Annotated in this window: 13 protein-coding genes; 8 read left to right on the top strand and 5 right to left on the bottom strand. The window is 63.1% G+C overall.

Going from position 1 to position 15853, the window contains the following annotated elements; all coding sequences use genetic code 11:
- The first annotated feature begins 270 nt into the window (after window positions 1–270).
- From MPN20_RS08840 to MPN20_RS08830, 3 genes are read left to right on the top strand one after another with little or no spacing between them, the layout of a single operon-like run.
- The gene (locus tag MPN20_RS08840; RefSeq protein WP_242781262.1) at window positions 271–2364 is read left to right on the top strand and encodes an FAD-dependent oxidoreductase; all 2094 of its coding nucleotides are present in this window, start codon (window positions 271–273) and stop codon (window positions 2362–2364) included.
- On the top strand, window positions 2321–2806 hold the full coding sequence (locus MPN20_RS08835; protein WP_242781261.1) for an ABC transporter substrate-binding protein: 486 nt from the start codon (window positions 2321–2323) through the stop codon (window positions 2804–2806). Before MPN20_RS08840 ends, MPN20_RS08835 begins: the two co-directional genes overlap by 44 nt.
- A 12-nt stretch (window positions 2807–2818) precedes the next feature.
- Complete coding sequence (locus tag MPN20_RS08830) at window positions 2819–3007, top strand: hypothetical protein (RefSeq protein ID WP_242781260.1); 189 nt, start codon at window positions 2819–2821, stop codon at window positions 3005–3007.
- 45 nt (window positions 3008–3052) lie between these two features.
- Here the strand turns inward: MPN20_RS08830 and MPN20_RS08825 are convergent, their stop codons facing one another.
- A complete protein-coding gene (locus MPN20_RS08825) occupies window positions 3053–4012 on the bottom strand; it encodes a quinone oxidoreductase (RefSeq protein WP_242781259.1) in 960 nt (319 codons plus the stop codon).
- Between the two features lie 155 nt (window positions 4013–4167).
- On the opposite strand from MPN20_RS08825, the gene MPN20_RS08820 reads away from it, so the two are divergent.
- Window positions 4168–4746, top strand: a complete 579-nt coding sequence (locus tag MPN20_RS08820) for a TetR/AcrR family transcriptional regulator (protein ID WP_242781258.1) — start codon at window positions 4168–4170, stop codon at window positions 4744–4746.
- Window positions 4747–4799: 53 nt separating this feature from the next.
- Here the strand turns inward: MPN20_RS08820 and MPN20_RS08815 are convergent, their stop codons facing one another.
- Window positions 4800–5972, bottom strand: a complete 1173-nt coding sequence (locus tag MPN20_RS08815) for a hybrid-cluster NAD(P)-dependent oxidoreductase (protein ID WP_242781257.1) — start codon at window positions 5970–5972, stop codon at window positions 4800–4802.
- Window positions 5969–7495: an aromatic ring-hydroxylating dioxygenase subunit alpha gene (locus tag MPN20_RS08810; RefSeq protein WP_242781256.1), complete on the bottom strand. Its 1527-nt coding sequence runs from the start codon at window positions 7493–7495 to the stop codon at window positions 5969–5971. Before MPN20_RS08810 ends, MPN20_RS08815 begins: the two co-directional genes overlap by 4 nt.
- Before the next feature lie 70 nt (window positions 7496–7565).
- On the opposite strand from MPN20_RS08810, the gene MPN20_RS08805 reads away from it, so the two are divergent.
- Window positions 7566–8492: a LysR family transcriptional regulator gene (locus tag MPN20_RS08805; protein ID WP_242781254.1), complete on the top strand. Its 927-nt coding sequence runs from the start codon at window positions 7566–7568 to the stop codon at window positions 8490–8492.
- 75 nt (window positions 8493–8567) lie between these two features.
- On the opposite strand, the gene MPN20_RS08800 is transcribed toward MPN20_RS08805, so the two are convergent.
- Entirely contained in the window at window positions 8568–8876 is a 309-nt protein-coding gene (locus MPN20_RS08800; RefSeq protein ID WP_242781253.1) for a hypothetical protein, read from the bottom strand.
- Window positions 8877–9064: 188 nt separating this feature from the next.
- On the opposite strand from MPN20_RS08800, the gene MPN20_RS08795 reads away from it, so the two are divergent.
- Together MPN20_RS08795 and MPN20_RS08790 are read left to right on the top strand one after the other, a co-directional pair.
- Complete coding sequence (locus MPN20_RS08795) at window positions 9065–10006, top strand: ornithine cyclodeaminase family protein (protein WP_242781252.1); 942 nt, start codon at window positions 9065–9067, stop codon at window positions 10004–10006.
- A complete protein-coding gene (locus MPN20_RS08790; protein ID WP_242781251.1) occupies window positions 10003–11349 on the top strand; it encodes an APC family permease in 1347 nt (448 codons plus the stop codon). The genes MPN20_RS08795 and MPN20_RS08790 overlap by 4 nt, the downstream gene beginning before the upstream one ends.
- Before the next feature lie 67 nt (window positions 11350–11416).
- Here MPN20_RS08790 and MPN20_RS08785 read toward each other — a convergent pair whose 3' ends face one another.
- Window positions 11417–12355, bottom strand: coding sequence for a hypothetical protein (locus tag MPN20_RS08785; RefSeq protein ID WP_242781250.1), 939 nt, complete (start codon window positions 12353–12355; stop codon window positions 11417–11419).
- 173 nt (window positions 12356–12528) lie between these two features.
- Here MPN20_RS08785 and MPN20_RS08780 point away from each other — a divergent pair, with 173 nt between their 5' ends.
- A complete protein-coding gene (locus tag MPN20_RS08780) occupies window positions 12529–15852 on the top strand; it encodes a hypothetical protein (RefSeq protein ID WP_242781249.1) in 3324 nt (1107 codons plus the stop codon).
- Window position 15853: the final 1 nt, after the last annotated feature.

The raw sequence follows: 15853 nt of genomic DNA, 5'->3' as shown, positions 1-15853 counted from the left end.
CGTCGTGTCTATGTCCCCGGGTGAAGAGCCTGGCGGGGAAATTTATGTGAGGCACGACCCTTGGCTACGCGGGGACTATCTATGAGTCTCGTCGGACTATTGACAGCATAACCACGACGACTCACGATTGAGTGAAGTAATCGGTTATCGACTACCTTCATTTCGACCCTGTCGGAATATGGTCGTCGCTGCCACAGCGTGGTTCCTGCGAAGTAGCCAGCGTGGTTCCTGCGAAGCAATCACTGTCGTTCCTGCGAAGAAGGAGGAACCTTGTCCCTCGATCCCCTGCTCCAGCCGTTCACCCTGGGTCCGGTCCAGCTGAAGAACCGCATCGTCTCAACCGCACATGAGCCGGCCTACACCGAGCTCGGCATGCCCAAAGACCGCTACCGGCTCTATCACCGAGAGAAAGCCCGTGGCGGTGTGGGACTGACGATGACGGCCGGGTCGGCCATCGTGTCCAAGGACTCCCCCGCCGCCTTCGGCAACGTCGACCTCTCCACCGACGAGGTGATTCCCTGGCTGGCCGCGATCGCCGACGACTGCCACGCCGAGGGCACAGCAGTGATGATCCAACTCACCCACCTGGGACCGCGCAATTCGAATTTCACCGCGGACTGGCTGCCTCTCATCTCCTCGAGCCGCCACCGCGAACCCACCCACCGGTCCTTCACCAAGGCGATGGAGGACTTCGATATCGATCGCGTGGTCAATGACTTCGCCGCTGCGACGGCACGGGTCAAAGCCGCCGGTTTCGACGGTCTGGAATTCCTCCACACCGGCCACCTCGTCGACTACTTCTTCGGTTCGCGATTCAATGAGCGCGAGGATGAGTACAACGGAGATCTCGCGGACCGGATGCGCTTCCCGCTCCAGATCATCGACGCCATGCGCGGCGCCTCGGAGGGACTCGCCCTCGGCGTTCGCATGTCCGTCCTCGAAGAGCTCGAGGGCGGGATCACCGAGGATGTCTCCATTGATGTGCTGGGGGAGTACGCCGCCCACGGCGTCGACTTCCTCAACCTCAACGTCGGCACCATCAGCTCCGACAAGGAGCTCGCGGAGGCGATCCCAGGCATGGGCACGCCCTCGGCACCCTGGCTCGAGACCTGCCGCCGAATCCGGCAGTCGATCGACATCCCCGTCCTCCACGCCGCCCGGATCGCGGATGCAACCACGGCTCGCTTCGCGATCGAGGACGGCTGCGTCGACCTCGTGGGCATGACCCGGGCGCAGTTGGCCGACCCGTATCTCGTACAGAAGATCGAGGAGAAGAGGGAGGACGACATCCGCCCGTGCGTGGGTGCGAACATGTGCCTCGACAGCATCTACAGCTCGGGGGCCGCGACCTGCATCCACAATCCTGCAAGCGGGCGCGAAGCCGATCTGCCCCAGGAGATCGCCCGCGACGTCGAGTCCGATCCCAAACACGTCGTCATCGTCGGCGCCGGTCCCGCCGGTCTCGAGGCCGCACGCGTGGCCTCTGTCCGCGGCCACCGGGTGACCCTGCTCGAAGCCGATTCGGTCGTGGGCGGACAAGTCAGGATCGCCGCCCGCACACAGCGGCGCCGTGACCTCATCGGCATCATCGATTGGCGGGCGCAGCAGTGCCGCAAGCATGGTGTCGACATCCACGTGGACACCTTCGCCGAGGCGGACGACATCCTCGCCCTCGCCCCCGACGTGGTCATCGTCGCCACCGGTGGAGTCCCCGACTCCAGCTACCCATTCCGTGAACAGGGCCCGTCGTTCGACGTCTGGGACGTGATGAACGACAGTTTGCGCAATAAGCCCCGAGTCCTCGTCTACGACGATCACGGCTTCTATCCGGCCCTGGACGCTGTCGAACACCTGGCCCGCAACGGCCAAGAAGTCACCTATGTCAGCCCCGAACGCACCATCGGCGTCGACGTGGGATCAATGAATTCCCCTGCCTACCTGCAGGTGTTCTCCGAATTCGGGGTCAAGGTCCACCTCGGCGAAAGGCTCGCGGCCAAGCCCACGACGAAGGACAAGCTGGTCACGGCACGCCTGCGCAATGACTATTCGGGCATCGAGACCGAGCTCGAGACCGATGCCGTGGTCGTCGATTTTGGGACGACGCCCAACGACGACGTCTACTTCGCGCTGAAACCGCACTCGTCCAACCTCGGCGAGATCGAGCTCGATGCCTGGGTCCATGGGCAGCCCCAGCCCGGCCACGTGAAGCCCCAACCCGGCCACGTGACGAACGTCGACGCGAGCACCGCCACCATCGCCGAGGCGAGCGCGCCCTTCGCGCTGTACCGAATCGGTGATGCTGTCGCCTCACGCAACGTCCATGCCGCGGTCCTCGAGGGACTGCGCGTGGGAATGGGACTGTAGCTCGACATCCTTCGCACTCAGCTCTGTCGTCTATGCCGGCTACGCGGATCCGGCAAGCTCCTTCATCTCCCCTGGTCTGACCGGCCATGCCGAAGGCATCAGCGGCGGCGAGTACAACATGGACAAGGCCAAGAAGCTCATGTCTGAGTCCGACCATGCGGAGGGGCTGGAGATCACCATCCAGATCCCATCCGGCGTGGCCGACCGTGAATTGCTGGCGCAGATCGCCCAGCAGTCGTGGCAGGATCTCGGGATCACGGTCCATGTACAGAAACTCGACGATGCGACCCTGGTGACCAACCGCACCAATGGCGACTTCGAGGTCCAAGTCGGCTATGCGACCTCCGACGTCTCCGACACTTCGCAGATGATCAACTTCCTCGCGGTCACCGACGACTCGGGCATCCGCTCCGGCTACGGCAACCCGCAAGTCAAGAAGTGATCGACTCAGGCTTTGGCTGAACCCGATCCGGACAAGCAGAACGAGCTCTACGCAAAGATCCAGCAGAAGGTCGCCGACGATACCCCGATCATCCCGGTCGCCTACCAGAAGGCGTTGTACGGAATCAGCGGCGACGTCGTTGACTTCAAACCCTATGTGCTGGAAACCTACGGGCTGCGGGAGGCCAAGCTCACGCAGTAGATCTCGCGACCGCGGGCAGAGAACTCAGTGTTCCGGGCAGAGAACTCAGTGCTCGAGGATGATCTTTCCAGTTGTCGCACGGGATTCCAGCGCCGTGAAGGCATCGGTCACCTCGGCGATCGGATACCGGGCACCGATGTTCACCTTCAGATCTCCATTCCTGATCCAGGTGAAGATCTCTTTGGTCCGTCCACGCAGCTCCTCGGCGGTGCGGACGTGATCGGCGACGGTGGGTCGGGTGAGGAACAGGGAACCCGAGGTGTTGAGGGTGTTGACGTCGACCGGCGGAACCGGGCCGCTCGCATTTCCGACCACGACGATGGTGCCGCGGGTCCTCACGGCATTGAGATCATTGTCGAAGGTCGTCGCGCCGACGCCGTCGTAGATGACCGAGGCCCCGAGGTTGTCGGTGACTTTGAGAGTCTGCTCAGCGAAGTCCTCGTAGCCGAAGACGTGCGCAGCTCCGTTCTTCGAAGCGATCTCAGCCTTCTCCTTCGACGAGGTCGTGCCGATCACGGTTGCGCCCTTGAGCACGGCGACCTGTGTGAGCAACTGGCCGAGTCCGCCGGCTGCGGCGTGGACCACAACGATGTCCCCGGGGGAAACCGGATGCGTGTCGGTTGTCAGGTAGTGAGCCGTGATGCCCTGCATGAGCGCGGCCACAGCGGTCTCATCATCGATGTCGTCGGGCAATGGGACTGCTTTCTCGGCCTGAACCAGAGCGAACTGAGAGAAGCTGCCCTGGCCTCCGGCCATCCAGCCGACACGAGCTCCGATGTCGAAATCCTTCACATTCTCGCCCGCGGCCACGACCCGACCGACGCCTTCGACTCCAGCACGGAATGGGGTGGGCAGAGCCGCGCGGCGTTGCACGACGTCGAGGAAGTTGACCCCCGAAACGCTTAGCTCGACGAGCAGCTGCCCCTCGCCCGGCGTCAGCTCCTCGTTCTCCACCTGCACGTATGCCTCCGGGCCACCGTGCTCTTCAACCTTAACGAATGTCATCTCTGTCTCCTCGAAATCGATGTCACTGCCTCTTCAAGGAACTCATTCTCTGAGCATCCCCAAGGGACTTTCGCTTGAAATCGGATACGGACTATAGTCCGTATATGAGCGAGCATACCGGACTACAGTCCGCTTCTGGAAGAGATCTGCTTCCAATGGCGCCACCCCAGCAGCCGTTGCGCGCCGATGCCCGGCGGAATCGACGTCGAATCCTCGATGCTGCTGTCCAGCTACTGGCCGTCGAGGGCGTCGCGGGACTGACCATGGACGAATTGGCCAGCCGGGCTCAGGTGGGCAAGGGCACGCTCTACCGGAACTTCACCGACAAGGCAGGGATCGCCTCGGCGCTGCTCGATGATCGGGTCCGCGATATGCACGCGCGAATGCTGCAGGGGCCTCCCCCACTAGGCCCAGGTGCACCCGGACCCGAGCGCCTGGCGGCCTTCGCCGAAGCGTACATGCGGCACATCTCGGGCAACCTCGACCTTGTTCTCCTCACGGAGGAATCAAGTCCTCGCGGCCGATTCGATAGGGCCGGCTACCCTTTCTGGCGTCGTCACGTCGAAATCCTCGTCGCAGAGGTGCGCGCAGATGGAGCACGGATGCGCGCCGAGGCGATCATGTCCATCCTCTCCGCCGCACAGTTGGAGCAGTGGCTGAGGATCGAGCATCACGAGCTAGGTGAACTCATTCCCCGTGTGCAGGAGATCGTCGTCAGCATCGCGGAGGCTTGAATCGTGCACGCTGCTCGATGAAGATGCCCGTCACTTCTCGACGAAAGTCGCCCTCACCTCTCGACGACGAGATCGCTCAAGGGCGTCGAACAGCAAGGCAGGAACTTGCCGGCCGCGATCTCCTTGGGGCGGATGCCTCCCGCGTGATTCATCTCGACCTCACCGCTGACCAACACGGATTTGCACGTGCCGCACATACCCTCTTCGCATGAGGAGGGAAAGGCCATTCCGGCTTCGACCGCTGCGTCGAGGACTGTGGTCTGAGGATCGCAGTCGACGCGCTTGCCGCTGATAGTGAAGTCGATGCCGAAACTCGCCAGAGCTGACGGACTGCATGTGGGTGGAGTGTCAGCGCCCACCTCGGCAGACCGGGCCCGCTTGGCCAACCGTTCGGCGGGTGTGGTCGCGAACACGAAGGACTCCTCGTGCACCCGACTTCCCAGCACCCCGAGGTCGTCGAGCATCACGCGAACTGCCGCCATGTACTCAGCCGGGCCGCAGACGAAGGTTTCGCGCTGCGCCAACTCGGGGACAACCTCGGCGAGAGTCTCACGGGTGATGCGACCACGACGGCCGGCCCATACCTCGGCGGCGGAGTCGTGCGAGCACATGGTCACGACGCTCACCCCGGGGACCTCGGCGAGTTGGTCGAGCTCGGGGCGGAAGATGATGTCGTTCGGTGTCGAAGCGTTGTGGATGAGCACGATGTCGGTAGGGCTCCCGCCGGATCGGGCGAGCAGCGACCGGACCATCGACATGATCGGGGAGATGCCCGAGCCGCCGGAGACGAACAAGTGCTTGGCGGCAGGGTGGAAGCCGGTGCTGAACAGGCCGTACGGTCCGTCGACGTGGAGGTGATCACCGACCCTGAGCACATCGTGGAGGTAGGACGAGACCGCTCCTCCATCGACTCGCTTGACCGTGATCGTGAACGTGTTCGCACCGAACGGCGCCGAGGCGATCGAATAGCAGCGCTCGAGTTCGAGCTCGGGGATGCGCACCGTGATGTACTGTCCGGGCTCGAAGTCGATCCGCGCCATCCAGGGGGCGAAGAGCTCGAAGCTCGTGACATTGTGAGTGACCTCGGTGATGGCCACACATTCGACCATGCCGGTCAGCTCGGTGCCGAGGTCCGCGGTGCCTGCGCCGTAGCCGGTTGCGGAGGTCTCGTCCCCGGTGGATGCAGCGCCGAGGTACGTGTCGGCTGCGGTCTGATCGATGCTCATCGGCTCCGTCCTCCCTGGTCAGTGGTCTGTGGCTCTGTGGTCTGTGGTTCAGCGCTCTGTCGTTGGGCTGTCTGTGGCTCAGCTGTCTGTCGTTCGGCTGTCTGTTTCTCAGTCTGCGTCCGGTGGGCCTTGAGCCGTTCGATGTACCAGGTGCAGAACTCTTCGAGATCGTTCTCCGTCGGTGCGTAGGGCCCCGGCAGATAGGCCGGCGAGGAGATCCCCTGGTGGGCTCTCGCACACAGTGCGGCGTCCTGCTCGTTGGTTTTCGTCCACACTGCGGTGAGGTTCTCGAGGTCGTAGTCGACGCCTTCCACTGCGTCTTCGTGCACGAGCCAGGTCGAACGCACCAGTGTCTTGTCAGGCCCCAGCGGGACGAGTGAGAAGGTCACGGCATGGTCGCCCATGAAGTGGAACCAGGCGTTGGGCTGGGTGTGCATCGACAGTCGCCCCAGCTCCGGGGTGTCCAAATCGCCGAGAAGCTTCGCCGAGGCGGCTGATCCGTCCATCGTGTACGACTCCCCCTTCCCGTCGAGGGCGGCCCGTTCGATCCGGAATCCGGTCGGCCGACCGCTGAGTTCCTCGATGAGAGCGGTGGGCAGATTGTTGCGTCGACTGTTCTCGGCCAAGCGCTCTTCGGCGGCGAGGAATCGTTGATAGGCAGGCTTGAGACGCTTCGGGATGTCCTCGGGCGCGTAGCCGTAGGTCGGGAAGAAGGTGCAGGTGAGCTCCGGGTGTCCGGCCTCGCAGTGATAGCACTCGCGGTTGTTCTCCATCACGAGCTTCCAGTTGGCGTGCTCGATGAGGTCGACTTGGGCAGCGACCTTGGTCTGCTCCAGCGCATGTGGTTCGATGTAGGGCGCGATCCGCGCGGCCACCTCGGCGAAGTCCTCCGGAGGCGTACCCAGGCAGATGAAGACGAGGCCGGCGACGACCTCGACGTTGACGGAGCGTAGGGAGAAGCAGGATCGGTCGAAGTCCGGGGCTTGGACGCCCGCGGACATGAGGTCGCCTTCGGGCGAGTACGTCCATTGGTGGTAGCTGCAGACGATGTTGCCCAGGGAGCCCGCGGCCTCGGTCAGGAGGCGAGCGCCTCGGTGCCGGCAGACGTTGTGGTGGGCGCGGATGTTCTCGTCGTCGTCGCGGATGATGATGACCGAGTACGACCCGATGTCGAGGGTGACGAAGTCGCCTGGTTCGGGCATCTCGGCGGCAGTTGCCGCAAAGATCCAGGTCGACGCGAACACTGCTTCGATGTCTTCGGCGTAGAACTCGTCGGAGAGGTAGAACGGTGCATCAAGGCAATAGCCGGGGCGCCGTTCGTCGATGAGCCGATCAATGTGGGACCGGTGGTGATCGACGTCGGACCTCGGGCTAGCCGCGACGGGACGGGGTTGATCGCCATCGACGTGGGATTCGCCGCTGTTGCCCGGACTGCCGGACCCAGTCGGTTTGCCATGCCGGGAATTGACTTCGTGAGCCAAGCTCATCAGTGTCACCGCCTCGCTGCGATTGCCGTTGCTCACTGCCAGTGTCCGCCGGAACTATCACAAAGAAAAGCGAATCTTTTTCCACTCAACCATGCAACAATATTGCATGATTGATCAGCGTCTTCACGTGCTTCGCGTTCTGGCCGAGGTGGGCACCGTAACCGAGGCAGCGCACCGCCTCGGCTACACTCCGTCAGCGGTTTCGCACCAGCTGCGGACCTTGTCAAAGGACCTCGGACTGACCATCCTCGAACAGCGCGGGCGCGGGATCGTGCTCACCCGGACGGGACAGCTGCTGCTCGAACGGACGCAGGAGCTCCTCACCCGGTGGGAGGAGATCCGAGGCGAACTGGCCGAAGCGGATACGGGTACCCGGGTGGCTCAGAGACAGCTGCGTATGTGCGGCTTTTCGACCGCCGCTGCCACCCTGCTGCCGAGAACTGCGGAGCAGGTGAAGCAGCGCTTTCCCGAGTCACGTGTGACCATCATCGAGGCCGAGCCGGAGGAGTGCTTCGAACTCCTTCTCGCCGACCAGGCCGACATCGCCGTCGTCGTGGCCACCGATCCTCTGCCACCGCGCAGTGACATCAGGTTCGAACAGAGCTCACTTGTCAGCGACCAACTCGACCTTCTAGTTCCGGGCAATCATCGTCTGGCCGGACGAGCCTCGGTGTCATTGAGCGAAGCCGCGGAGGAGAGTTGGATCCTCGATCGTCCGGGCTCTCCGTATCACCAACTCGTGCGTACAGCCTGCGCTGCCGCAGGGTTCTTTCCTGAGACCGCACATCAGTCACGAGAGTGGGAGACCGGCGCCGCTTTGGTCTCCGCGGGTCTCGGAGTGGCGCTTGTGCCTCGTCTGGCACGTCTGCCCGAGGGCTACGATGTCGCTCGAGTGCCGTTGCGCGGTGATCCAGTTCCGTCGCGGAAGATCCTCACCAGCGTCCGCAGCGGAACCTCTGGTCAGCCGATCATCGCGGCGGCACTCGAGGTGCTGCACGAGGTCGCGTCCTCAGTGGCTCAGCGCGGGGTGTGACCGGACTTCAGCGCGGGTGTGACCGAACTTCAGCGGTGGGTGTGACCGAACTTCAGCGCGAGATGTGACCAGAACTCACCTGGGAAAGGGCCGCCCCATCGCTGCGACATTGATCCTGCGCCGCTTCCTGCCGACTTTCACTGTGAGTACGATTCCGGTGATGAGCATCGCCAGCGACACGATGCCCACAATGCTGGCGGTGACGACGAAACCTCTGGCGAAGTCATCGAACGCGTCGACGTTTCCACCACCGGCGAGCAGGAATAGCGCACCGGGAATCATGATGATTCCGACCGCCAGCAGCAATCCGAGGACTCCCGCAACCATGAGCAGGATGCCGGGAACCACCGACGGGCGCTTCAGACCGGTGGGCGCCTGATACATAGGACCGGGCTGTCCTGGACCTGACGACATTGCGGGGTAGTACTGAACCATTGACGCCCGTGCCCTTCGTCAGCCGTGTCCGATTGCCACCATCGTATCTGCGGACACTGAGCTTCGGGAACATTCACAACCCCTGCGCGGTTGGCATAAGGTCAAGTCCAGGACGAATCAGAAGGATGGGCACCACGATGGACGCAGTGAAGAACCTCGACGCCGAAACCGTTTTCGCCACCCTCTCCCCCGCCGAGGCGGTCGCCGCCCTCCGCACGGCACTGGCGACCGATTTCGATCCGGCCGACGACATTCCCCGCACGATCACCGACGTCACAGCGGGGAATATGATCTTCATGCCCGCCGAGATCGGCCGTTGGGTCGGGGTCAAACTCGCCGGTGTCTCGGTCGGCAATCCCGATCGTGGCCTGCCGCGGATCATGGCGCAGTACCTCATGTACGACAGCGCCACCCTCGAACTCACCACGGTCATCGACGGTGCTGCGCTGACGACTCTGCGCACTCCGGCAGTTTCAGTGGCTGCGGTCGAACCTGCGCTCAGCCGGTTCACTGAGCCGGTGAAGGTCCTCGTCTTCGGTGCGGGGCCGCAGGGCACGGGGCATGTCGACACCATCGCCGAGGTGCTCGACGTCGATCTCGCGGACGTCACCTTCGTCGTCCGCTCTCCGAATCAGGTGTCCGAGGACGTCCGAGAGCGCGGTCGGGTGCTCGAGGCCCAGACCGCCGAGGTGGACGCCGCCGTCCGTGCCGCCGACATCATCGTCACCGCTACCAGCGCGAGCGAACCGCTGTTCTCTGCGGATCTCGTCAAGCAGGGCGCCGTCGTGATGGCTTGCGGATCGCACGACCCGAACTCGCGGGAGCTGCCGGCTGCGCTATTCACCTCGGCGATGGTCGTCGTCGAAGATCTCAGCACTGTCTTGCGCGAGGCCGGCGACGTCATCCTCGCGATCGCCGACGGCGCCCTCGATGCGGATTCGCTCGTCACGATGAAGCAGTTCACCACCGGCGCCGTGGCACCCAACGACGATCAGACCGTCATCTTCAAAGGCTCCGGCATGTCCTGGGAGGACTTGGCTGTTGCTGCGGAACTCGTCGAGAAGAAGTCCCGGTCATGAGCAGCAATCAGGGAACCGGCGAACTGCGTCGCAGCATCGGCCTGAGCGAGCTCGTTTTCATCGGCCTGGTGTTCATCGGGCCGGCCGCAGCGGTTGCGGTCTTCGGCACCCTCGACGCCCGGTCCGGTGGGGCGGTCGCACTTGTCTATGTGATCGCGACGATCGTCATGTCGTTCACGGCGATCAGCTATATGCGCATGTCACGGGAGATCCCGCGCGCGGGAACGGTCTTCGCATATGCGTCAGCGGGCATCGGCCCCAGGGCGGGTTTCGTTGCTGGATGGATGATCCTCCTCGACTATCTCTTCATTCCTTCGGTGGCTTACCTGTTCACGGGGATCGCGCTGAATTCGATCTTCCCGGCAGTTCCGGTGTGGCTGTTCACGGGTGTTGCGGTCGTCCTCACCACTGGACTCAACCTGGCGGGAGTGAAGATCGCATCCCGGGTCATCACGATCGTCGTGATCATCGAGGTGCTCGCGCTAGGCCTGGTGCTCGTCCTTGGCGTCGCCTATCTTGCGGCGCATGGGCCGACCCGCGATTGGATGTCCCCTCTGACCGGGGTTGGGGCATTCTCGATCACCGCAGTCTTCGCGGCAGTCTCGATCGCAGTCCTGTCCTATCTGGGGTTCGATTCGCTGGCGACGTTCTCCGAGGAGGCCAAGGGCGGGCCGCGGATCATCGGCCGGGCCACGCTGATCTGCCTGATCATCGCCGGCGTATTCTTCGTCGCTCAGACCTGGGTGGGCAGCTTGCTGTCCCCACTGACGCCGGCTGAGCTGCAGGCTCATCCGGAGTTGGAGGGGGCTGCCTACTACAGTGCGGTCGATTCCACCCTGGGGCCGTGGGTGCATTGGGTCCTCGCGCTGGCCAAGGCCGTCGGCGCCGCGTTCTCTGCGATGATCGGCCAGGCAGCCGGGTCGCGGATCCTCATGGACATGGGCAGGCAGCGTCAGGTTCCCAAATTCCTCGCCGAGGTGTCTCCCCGTACCGGTGTTCCCTGGAAGGGAATCCTCGTGGCTGCGGCAGGCAACGTCCTCGTCGCTGGGTGGGCGACGACCCGTGCCGATGGCCTCGATCAGCTCACGTCGATCGTCAATGTCGGGGCGCTGACAGCATTCGTCTTCGTCCAGGCATCTGTGGTCGGCTATTTCCTCATCAAGCGACAGGGCAGCGAGAATCCCAGCTGGTTCAACCACGGGCTTGTGCCCATCGTCGGCGGCGCCCTGCTCATCATCGTTCTCATCAGCGCGAACCCCGTGGCTCTGCTCATCGGTGCGATCTGGCTGGTCATCGGCATCGTGGTCTACCTGGTGCAGAATCGACGACGGGTGACGAGTTGACGATGGGGCGCCGCGCGCCACAGCCTCCGGCGCGCTTCAGCGTCGGGCACGGTGTGACGTCGGGCGCTCAGTCCTGGAGCTTGGTCGTTCCTTCGTATCCACCGGACGTATTGAGCTGCTTGGCGTAGCAGTAGTCAGGGCCGAGCCCGTGCGCTGAGCACCAGGACAACGCCTGTTCAGGGGAGTCATAGCCGATGCCGACGATTGTGACCCAGAAATTGTCTTCCTTGAAACTCTTGAAGTCACCAGACCACACGAGCTGAACCCGCGGGAACTCTTCGCGCATCTCCTGATGCTCGGCGAGGATATCTTTGTTCTTCCACGTTTTTCCGTCGGCTTTCAGACCCTCCTTCTTCGAGCTCAGCTGCGGGACCCATTTTCCGTCGAGGTCTGATTTGACGGTGGCACCGTCGGTCTTGGCCAGCTGTTCGAGGGCCTTCCCCGGGTCGTCGGGCAGCGACTCGGCGGATTCCGACGGCGATGCCCCGTCACTGGGCGACTGTCCGGCGGCGGATTCGTCGCCGGAGTTCGTCGGTTCGGATGCTGCGGGTGCCGCGACCGAGTCGTCGGAGGACTTGTTGCCGAACAGTGTCGCCGCTCCCCAGCCGATGCCAAGCGCTGCGACGATGATGACGACCGTCAGCAGAGCGATGAGTCCTTTTCGGCTACGCTGCTGTGCCGGTGGGGCCGTCGCGTAAGCTCCGTGGGCAGAGTGCGCTTGTGAGTACTGAGCCTGCTGGTATGGCCCCTGACCGTTCGACGCATCGCCATTCCACGCCTCCCCGTTCGGACCGGCGGTCCCCGGGACAGGTGTTTGCCGAGGCGCTCCCCACCCAGTGTTCGCGGGCGAGCCCCAGCCGTTGTCCGACTGCTGGTTCCACCCTGTGTTCGGCTGCTGATCCCAACCGCTGCTCGATTGTTGGTTCATGCCGGGATCGGGCTGACGGTTGCCGCTGTTCCGATCGCCTTCGCGACCGTTTCCGGGCGGAGGAGGATTCGCGCTCATCGACAACTCCCGATCATTCGTTGCGAAAAAAGTCTATATAGACAACTTCAATGGTCTTATAAGCCTAATATAAGATTGTCACTACACATGAATAACAGGCCGCTTAGTCGCGGCAGATCACCATTGTGTTCCCCGCTTGCATCGCAGCAGGAATCAAGGATGAAGGACCCATCATGAGCGATTCATCTCGCGACGCAGCTCATGCGCCGGACGACCCCGACAACGCTGAGACGAGCCCGGAGCTCGACGATTCGAGGGATCCCGCCGAAGCTATTTCTGCTTCAGAAGAAGCCAGGCATCCCAACGATGCCAAAAATCCCCCAGTAGCCAAGCCACGCGACGCTTCAGATTCAGGTAGCGAATCACGGTCCGTCGACGCCGATCAGACGGCGCGGTTCGCCCCCGGATGGAATCCGGGTCCCGTACCGACCGGGCAGAATTCGCCCCATCCCCCACAGAGCCCTCATCACCCGCAACAGGGTTCTCCCTACCCCGGGACAGGGTCCGGATATCCGGAGCCGGGTGCGCATCACCCGCCACAGGGACCTCCCTACCAGTCGCAGGGTTCGCCATTCCCGCCCCAGGGCAGTCCATCTCCTGCACAGAATCACGGCTACGACCCTAATTTCGCTCAGGCTGGCAGCCAGCCGCACGGTATTCCCTATCCCCAGCACTCTGACCAGTACGCGGGCCAGTACCCAGGTCAGCACCCGGGTCAGCACCCAGGCCCGTTCCCGGGTCAGCCACAGGTCCATTCGCCAGCATCAACGTATCTGTCCGAACTCCGCAGAGGTGTCACCTGGCGTGCAGCCCTGATCCCACCCGGGCTGGCCCTGCTGGCCGGAATCATTCTTGCGATCGTTCTCTCGGTGATGCTCACCTCGATGGAAGGCATCTCCTCACTGGCCGAAGACATAGGGATCAGCACCGATGGCATCAGCTATGCCCTGCCCTTCGTCTTGTTGGCGCTCTCGCTGTTCGGTTCGGCAGCATTCCGGTTCAACGTGCAGATGAGCGACATGGGAGGTGCGTCCGGGGGCATCTTCGTCTACGGCGCACCGCTGCTCGTCACAGTGGTCGTCCTCGGAATGTTGTGGTGGTTCACTCGACGCAGCGAGATGAAGTCGCCGTCACCCAACCGCGGCACCACCTGGCTGCGGATCGCCATCACCACGTTGTCGATGACCATCGTGTTCTTCCTTCTCCAGCTGATCTTCGCGGCGCGGTTCTCAATGACGGAGAGCGGCGAACTTCTCGAGTTGGAATTCTCCGCTGTGACCGTCCGTTCGTTCTTCCTTCCGCTTCTCGCCGTCCTCGTCACGAGCATCTGTGGTCGCATTGCGGGTCATTTCAAAGGCACCGAGGCCATCGGCGCTTCCTTCCTCAGATGGGTCATCCCTTCAGCGCTTGTGGCGTGGGTGCACCTCATCGTGACCGTCGTGATCCTGTCGATCGTCGCGATCTTCGTGATCCCGCAGTCGTTGGATCTGCCATGGCAGACGGTTCCCGCGATCTTCATCAACGTGGGTCTGATTCTCACGTTGCTCGTCCACCTCGGCGGAGTCACCGCCTCGGGGCAGGGGGACTTCGATTTCGGTGCTGACGGATTCTCCGAATCGCTGACGATCTTCAGCCGCGATGCGCCTGGTCAGTTGTGGCTGGGTCTCATCGTCGTGATCGTCGCCGTGCTCGCTGCGACGCTGGCCGCCACCGTCACTCGACGCCCGTATTGGACGGTCGCCGGGGAGGACAAACACCAGTGGGCATCCGCTTGGAAGCTCCCGCTCACGTTCTGCATCATCTGGGGGCTGCTTTCCGTCCTTGCCGTTCCCTTCCGCATGCATCTGGAAGGATCCGCCGAGGCAGCTTCGCTGTTCGATGCCCCCGGAACGGCTCGTGCGGGCGTCGGTCCCCTGGCTTGGTCGTTCCTCATCTTTGCGGTCTGGGGCGGCATCATCGAAGTGCTGTCTCGAACCCTGGGCCCCCGCTTGGTCCTCACCGTTCCGTCGCTGGCCAAGTTCGCCGCCGGTCGTGCGGTCCACCCGCATTGGGGACAGGCGCTGAGGATGAATGAGCCGCGCTTCCCACTCATCCATCCCGATGCCATCGTTGGGGCCGCGGCCAGGGCCGGCACTGCTGCCGGTGCCGGAACACCTGCAGGAACCGGCTACCCCAACAACCCGAACATGCCCAGCCCCGCCGGATCAACACCCAACCCCGCCGGATCAACACCCAACCACTATGGACCAGACGGCGGCCCTGCATATTCGGGCCCGGCAGCGCCGAACGGCGTCGCCTCCAACACCTTCAGTTCCAACGGCGTTGGCTCCAACAGCTTCAGTTCCAACGGTGCCCCTCCAAACGCTTTCCCGCCTTCCGCAGGGTATGCAGCGTCCGGCGGCTATTCGGCACAGGTTCCCGGAGCAGCTCCGGCGAAACCCTTCGACAAGAAGAAGGCCACGCTGGTCAGTGTCATCAGCGGTGCGGCAATCCTCGTACTTGTCGGCGCTCTCGTCGTCGTCACCCAGGTCAACGGGCATGTGTTCGGTCCCGAGGCCACGGTCGAGAAGTACTTCTCCAAGTTGTCCAAGGGCGATGCGGAAGGCGCACTGAAGATCGCCGATGTGGATGTTCCCGCAGAGCAGCGCCAGCTGCTGACGAATGACATCCTCGGTGCGGCGAAGGCCCTGCCGAAGGACATCTCCGTCGAGGATGCCGAGGTGGACGGCAGCGCCGCAACAGTGTCGGCCACTTACGACATCGGCGGAAGTAAGAGCACGTCGACCTTTACGCTGCACAAATCCGGCAAGAAGGCACTCTTCTTCGACGACTGGTCGCTGCAAGCGCCGGAGCTGTTCTACCTCTCCGTGCAGACGCCGGGGCTGAGCAAGGTCAAAGTCAACGGGATCGACGTCGATACGCAGGAGTCGGCTCTTGCGCTGCCGGCGTTCCCCGGGCTCTACGAGGTCGGACTGGCAGAGAAGAACGACCTCGTGTCGGCCGATTCCATCGAGACCCGAGCGTTTTTCGCTGATGACTCTCAAGGAGAGGATCACGAACCCGCGCTGCTCGCAGCGGCACCGACCGATGCGTTCCGCACCGAGGTCAACAAGCAGGTCAAGACACTCATCGACAGCTGCGCGAAGAAGACCGTAGCAGAGCCAGATGGGTGCCCGTTCGGCTCCTCGTTGGCCAAGAGCTACAAAGCGACAAACATCAAATGGTCGATCTCCTCGTACCCGACCGTCAGCGTGGGCAGCGACTCCACCGCCGACGGCTACTACGAGCCTGAGGACTCGACGGGCCCGAACGGCGGTCCGGCTTGGCCCATCACCACGGACACGACCGGCGAAGCCTTCGTCACCGGAAAATACGATGACTTCTTCGACGACTCGGAGACATTCGACGACACTGTGACCTTCTCGGTCAACGGAACTGCTGAGATCGTCGACGGAAAGGTGGTCATCAATATCACCGACAACGGCTACGGATACTGAC

The sequence above is a fragment of the Brevibacterium sp. ZH18 genome (assembly GCF_022748595.1).
Lineage (GTDB): Bacteria > Actinomycetota > Actinomycetes > Actinomycetales > Brevibacteriaceae > Brevibacterium.
Note: the sequence above shows the minus strand (reverse complement) of the source record. Positions and strands in the feature narration are given on the sequence as shown.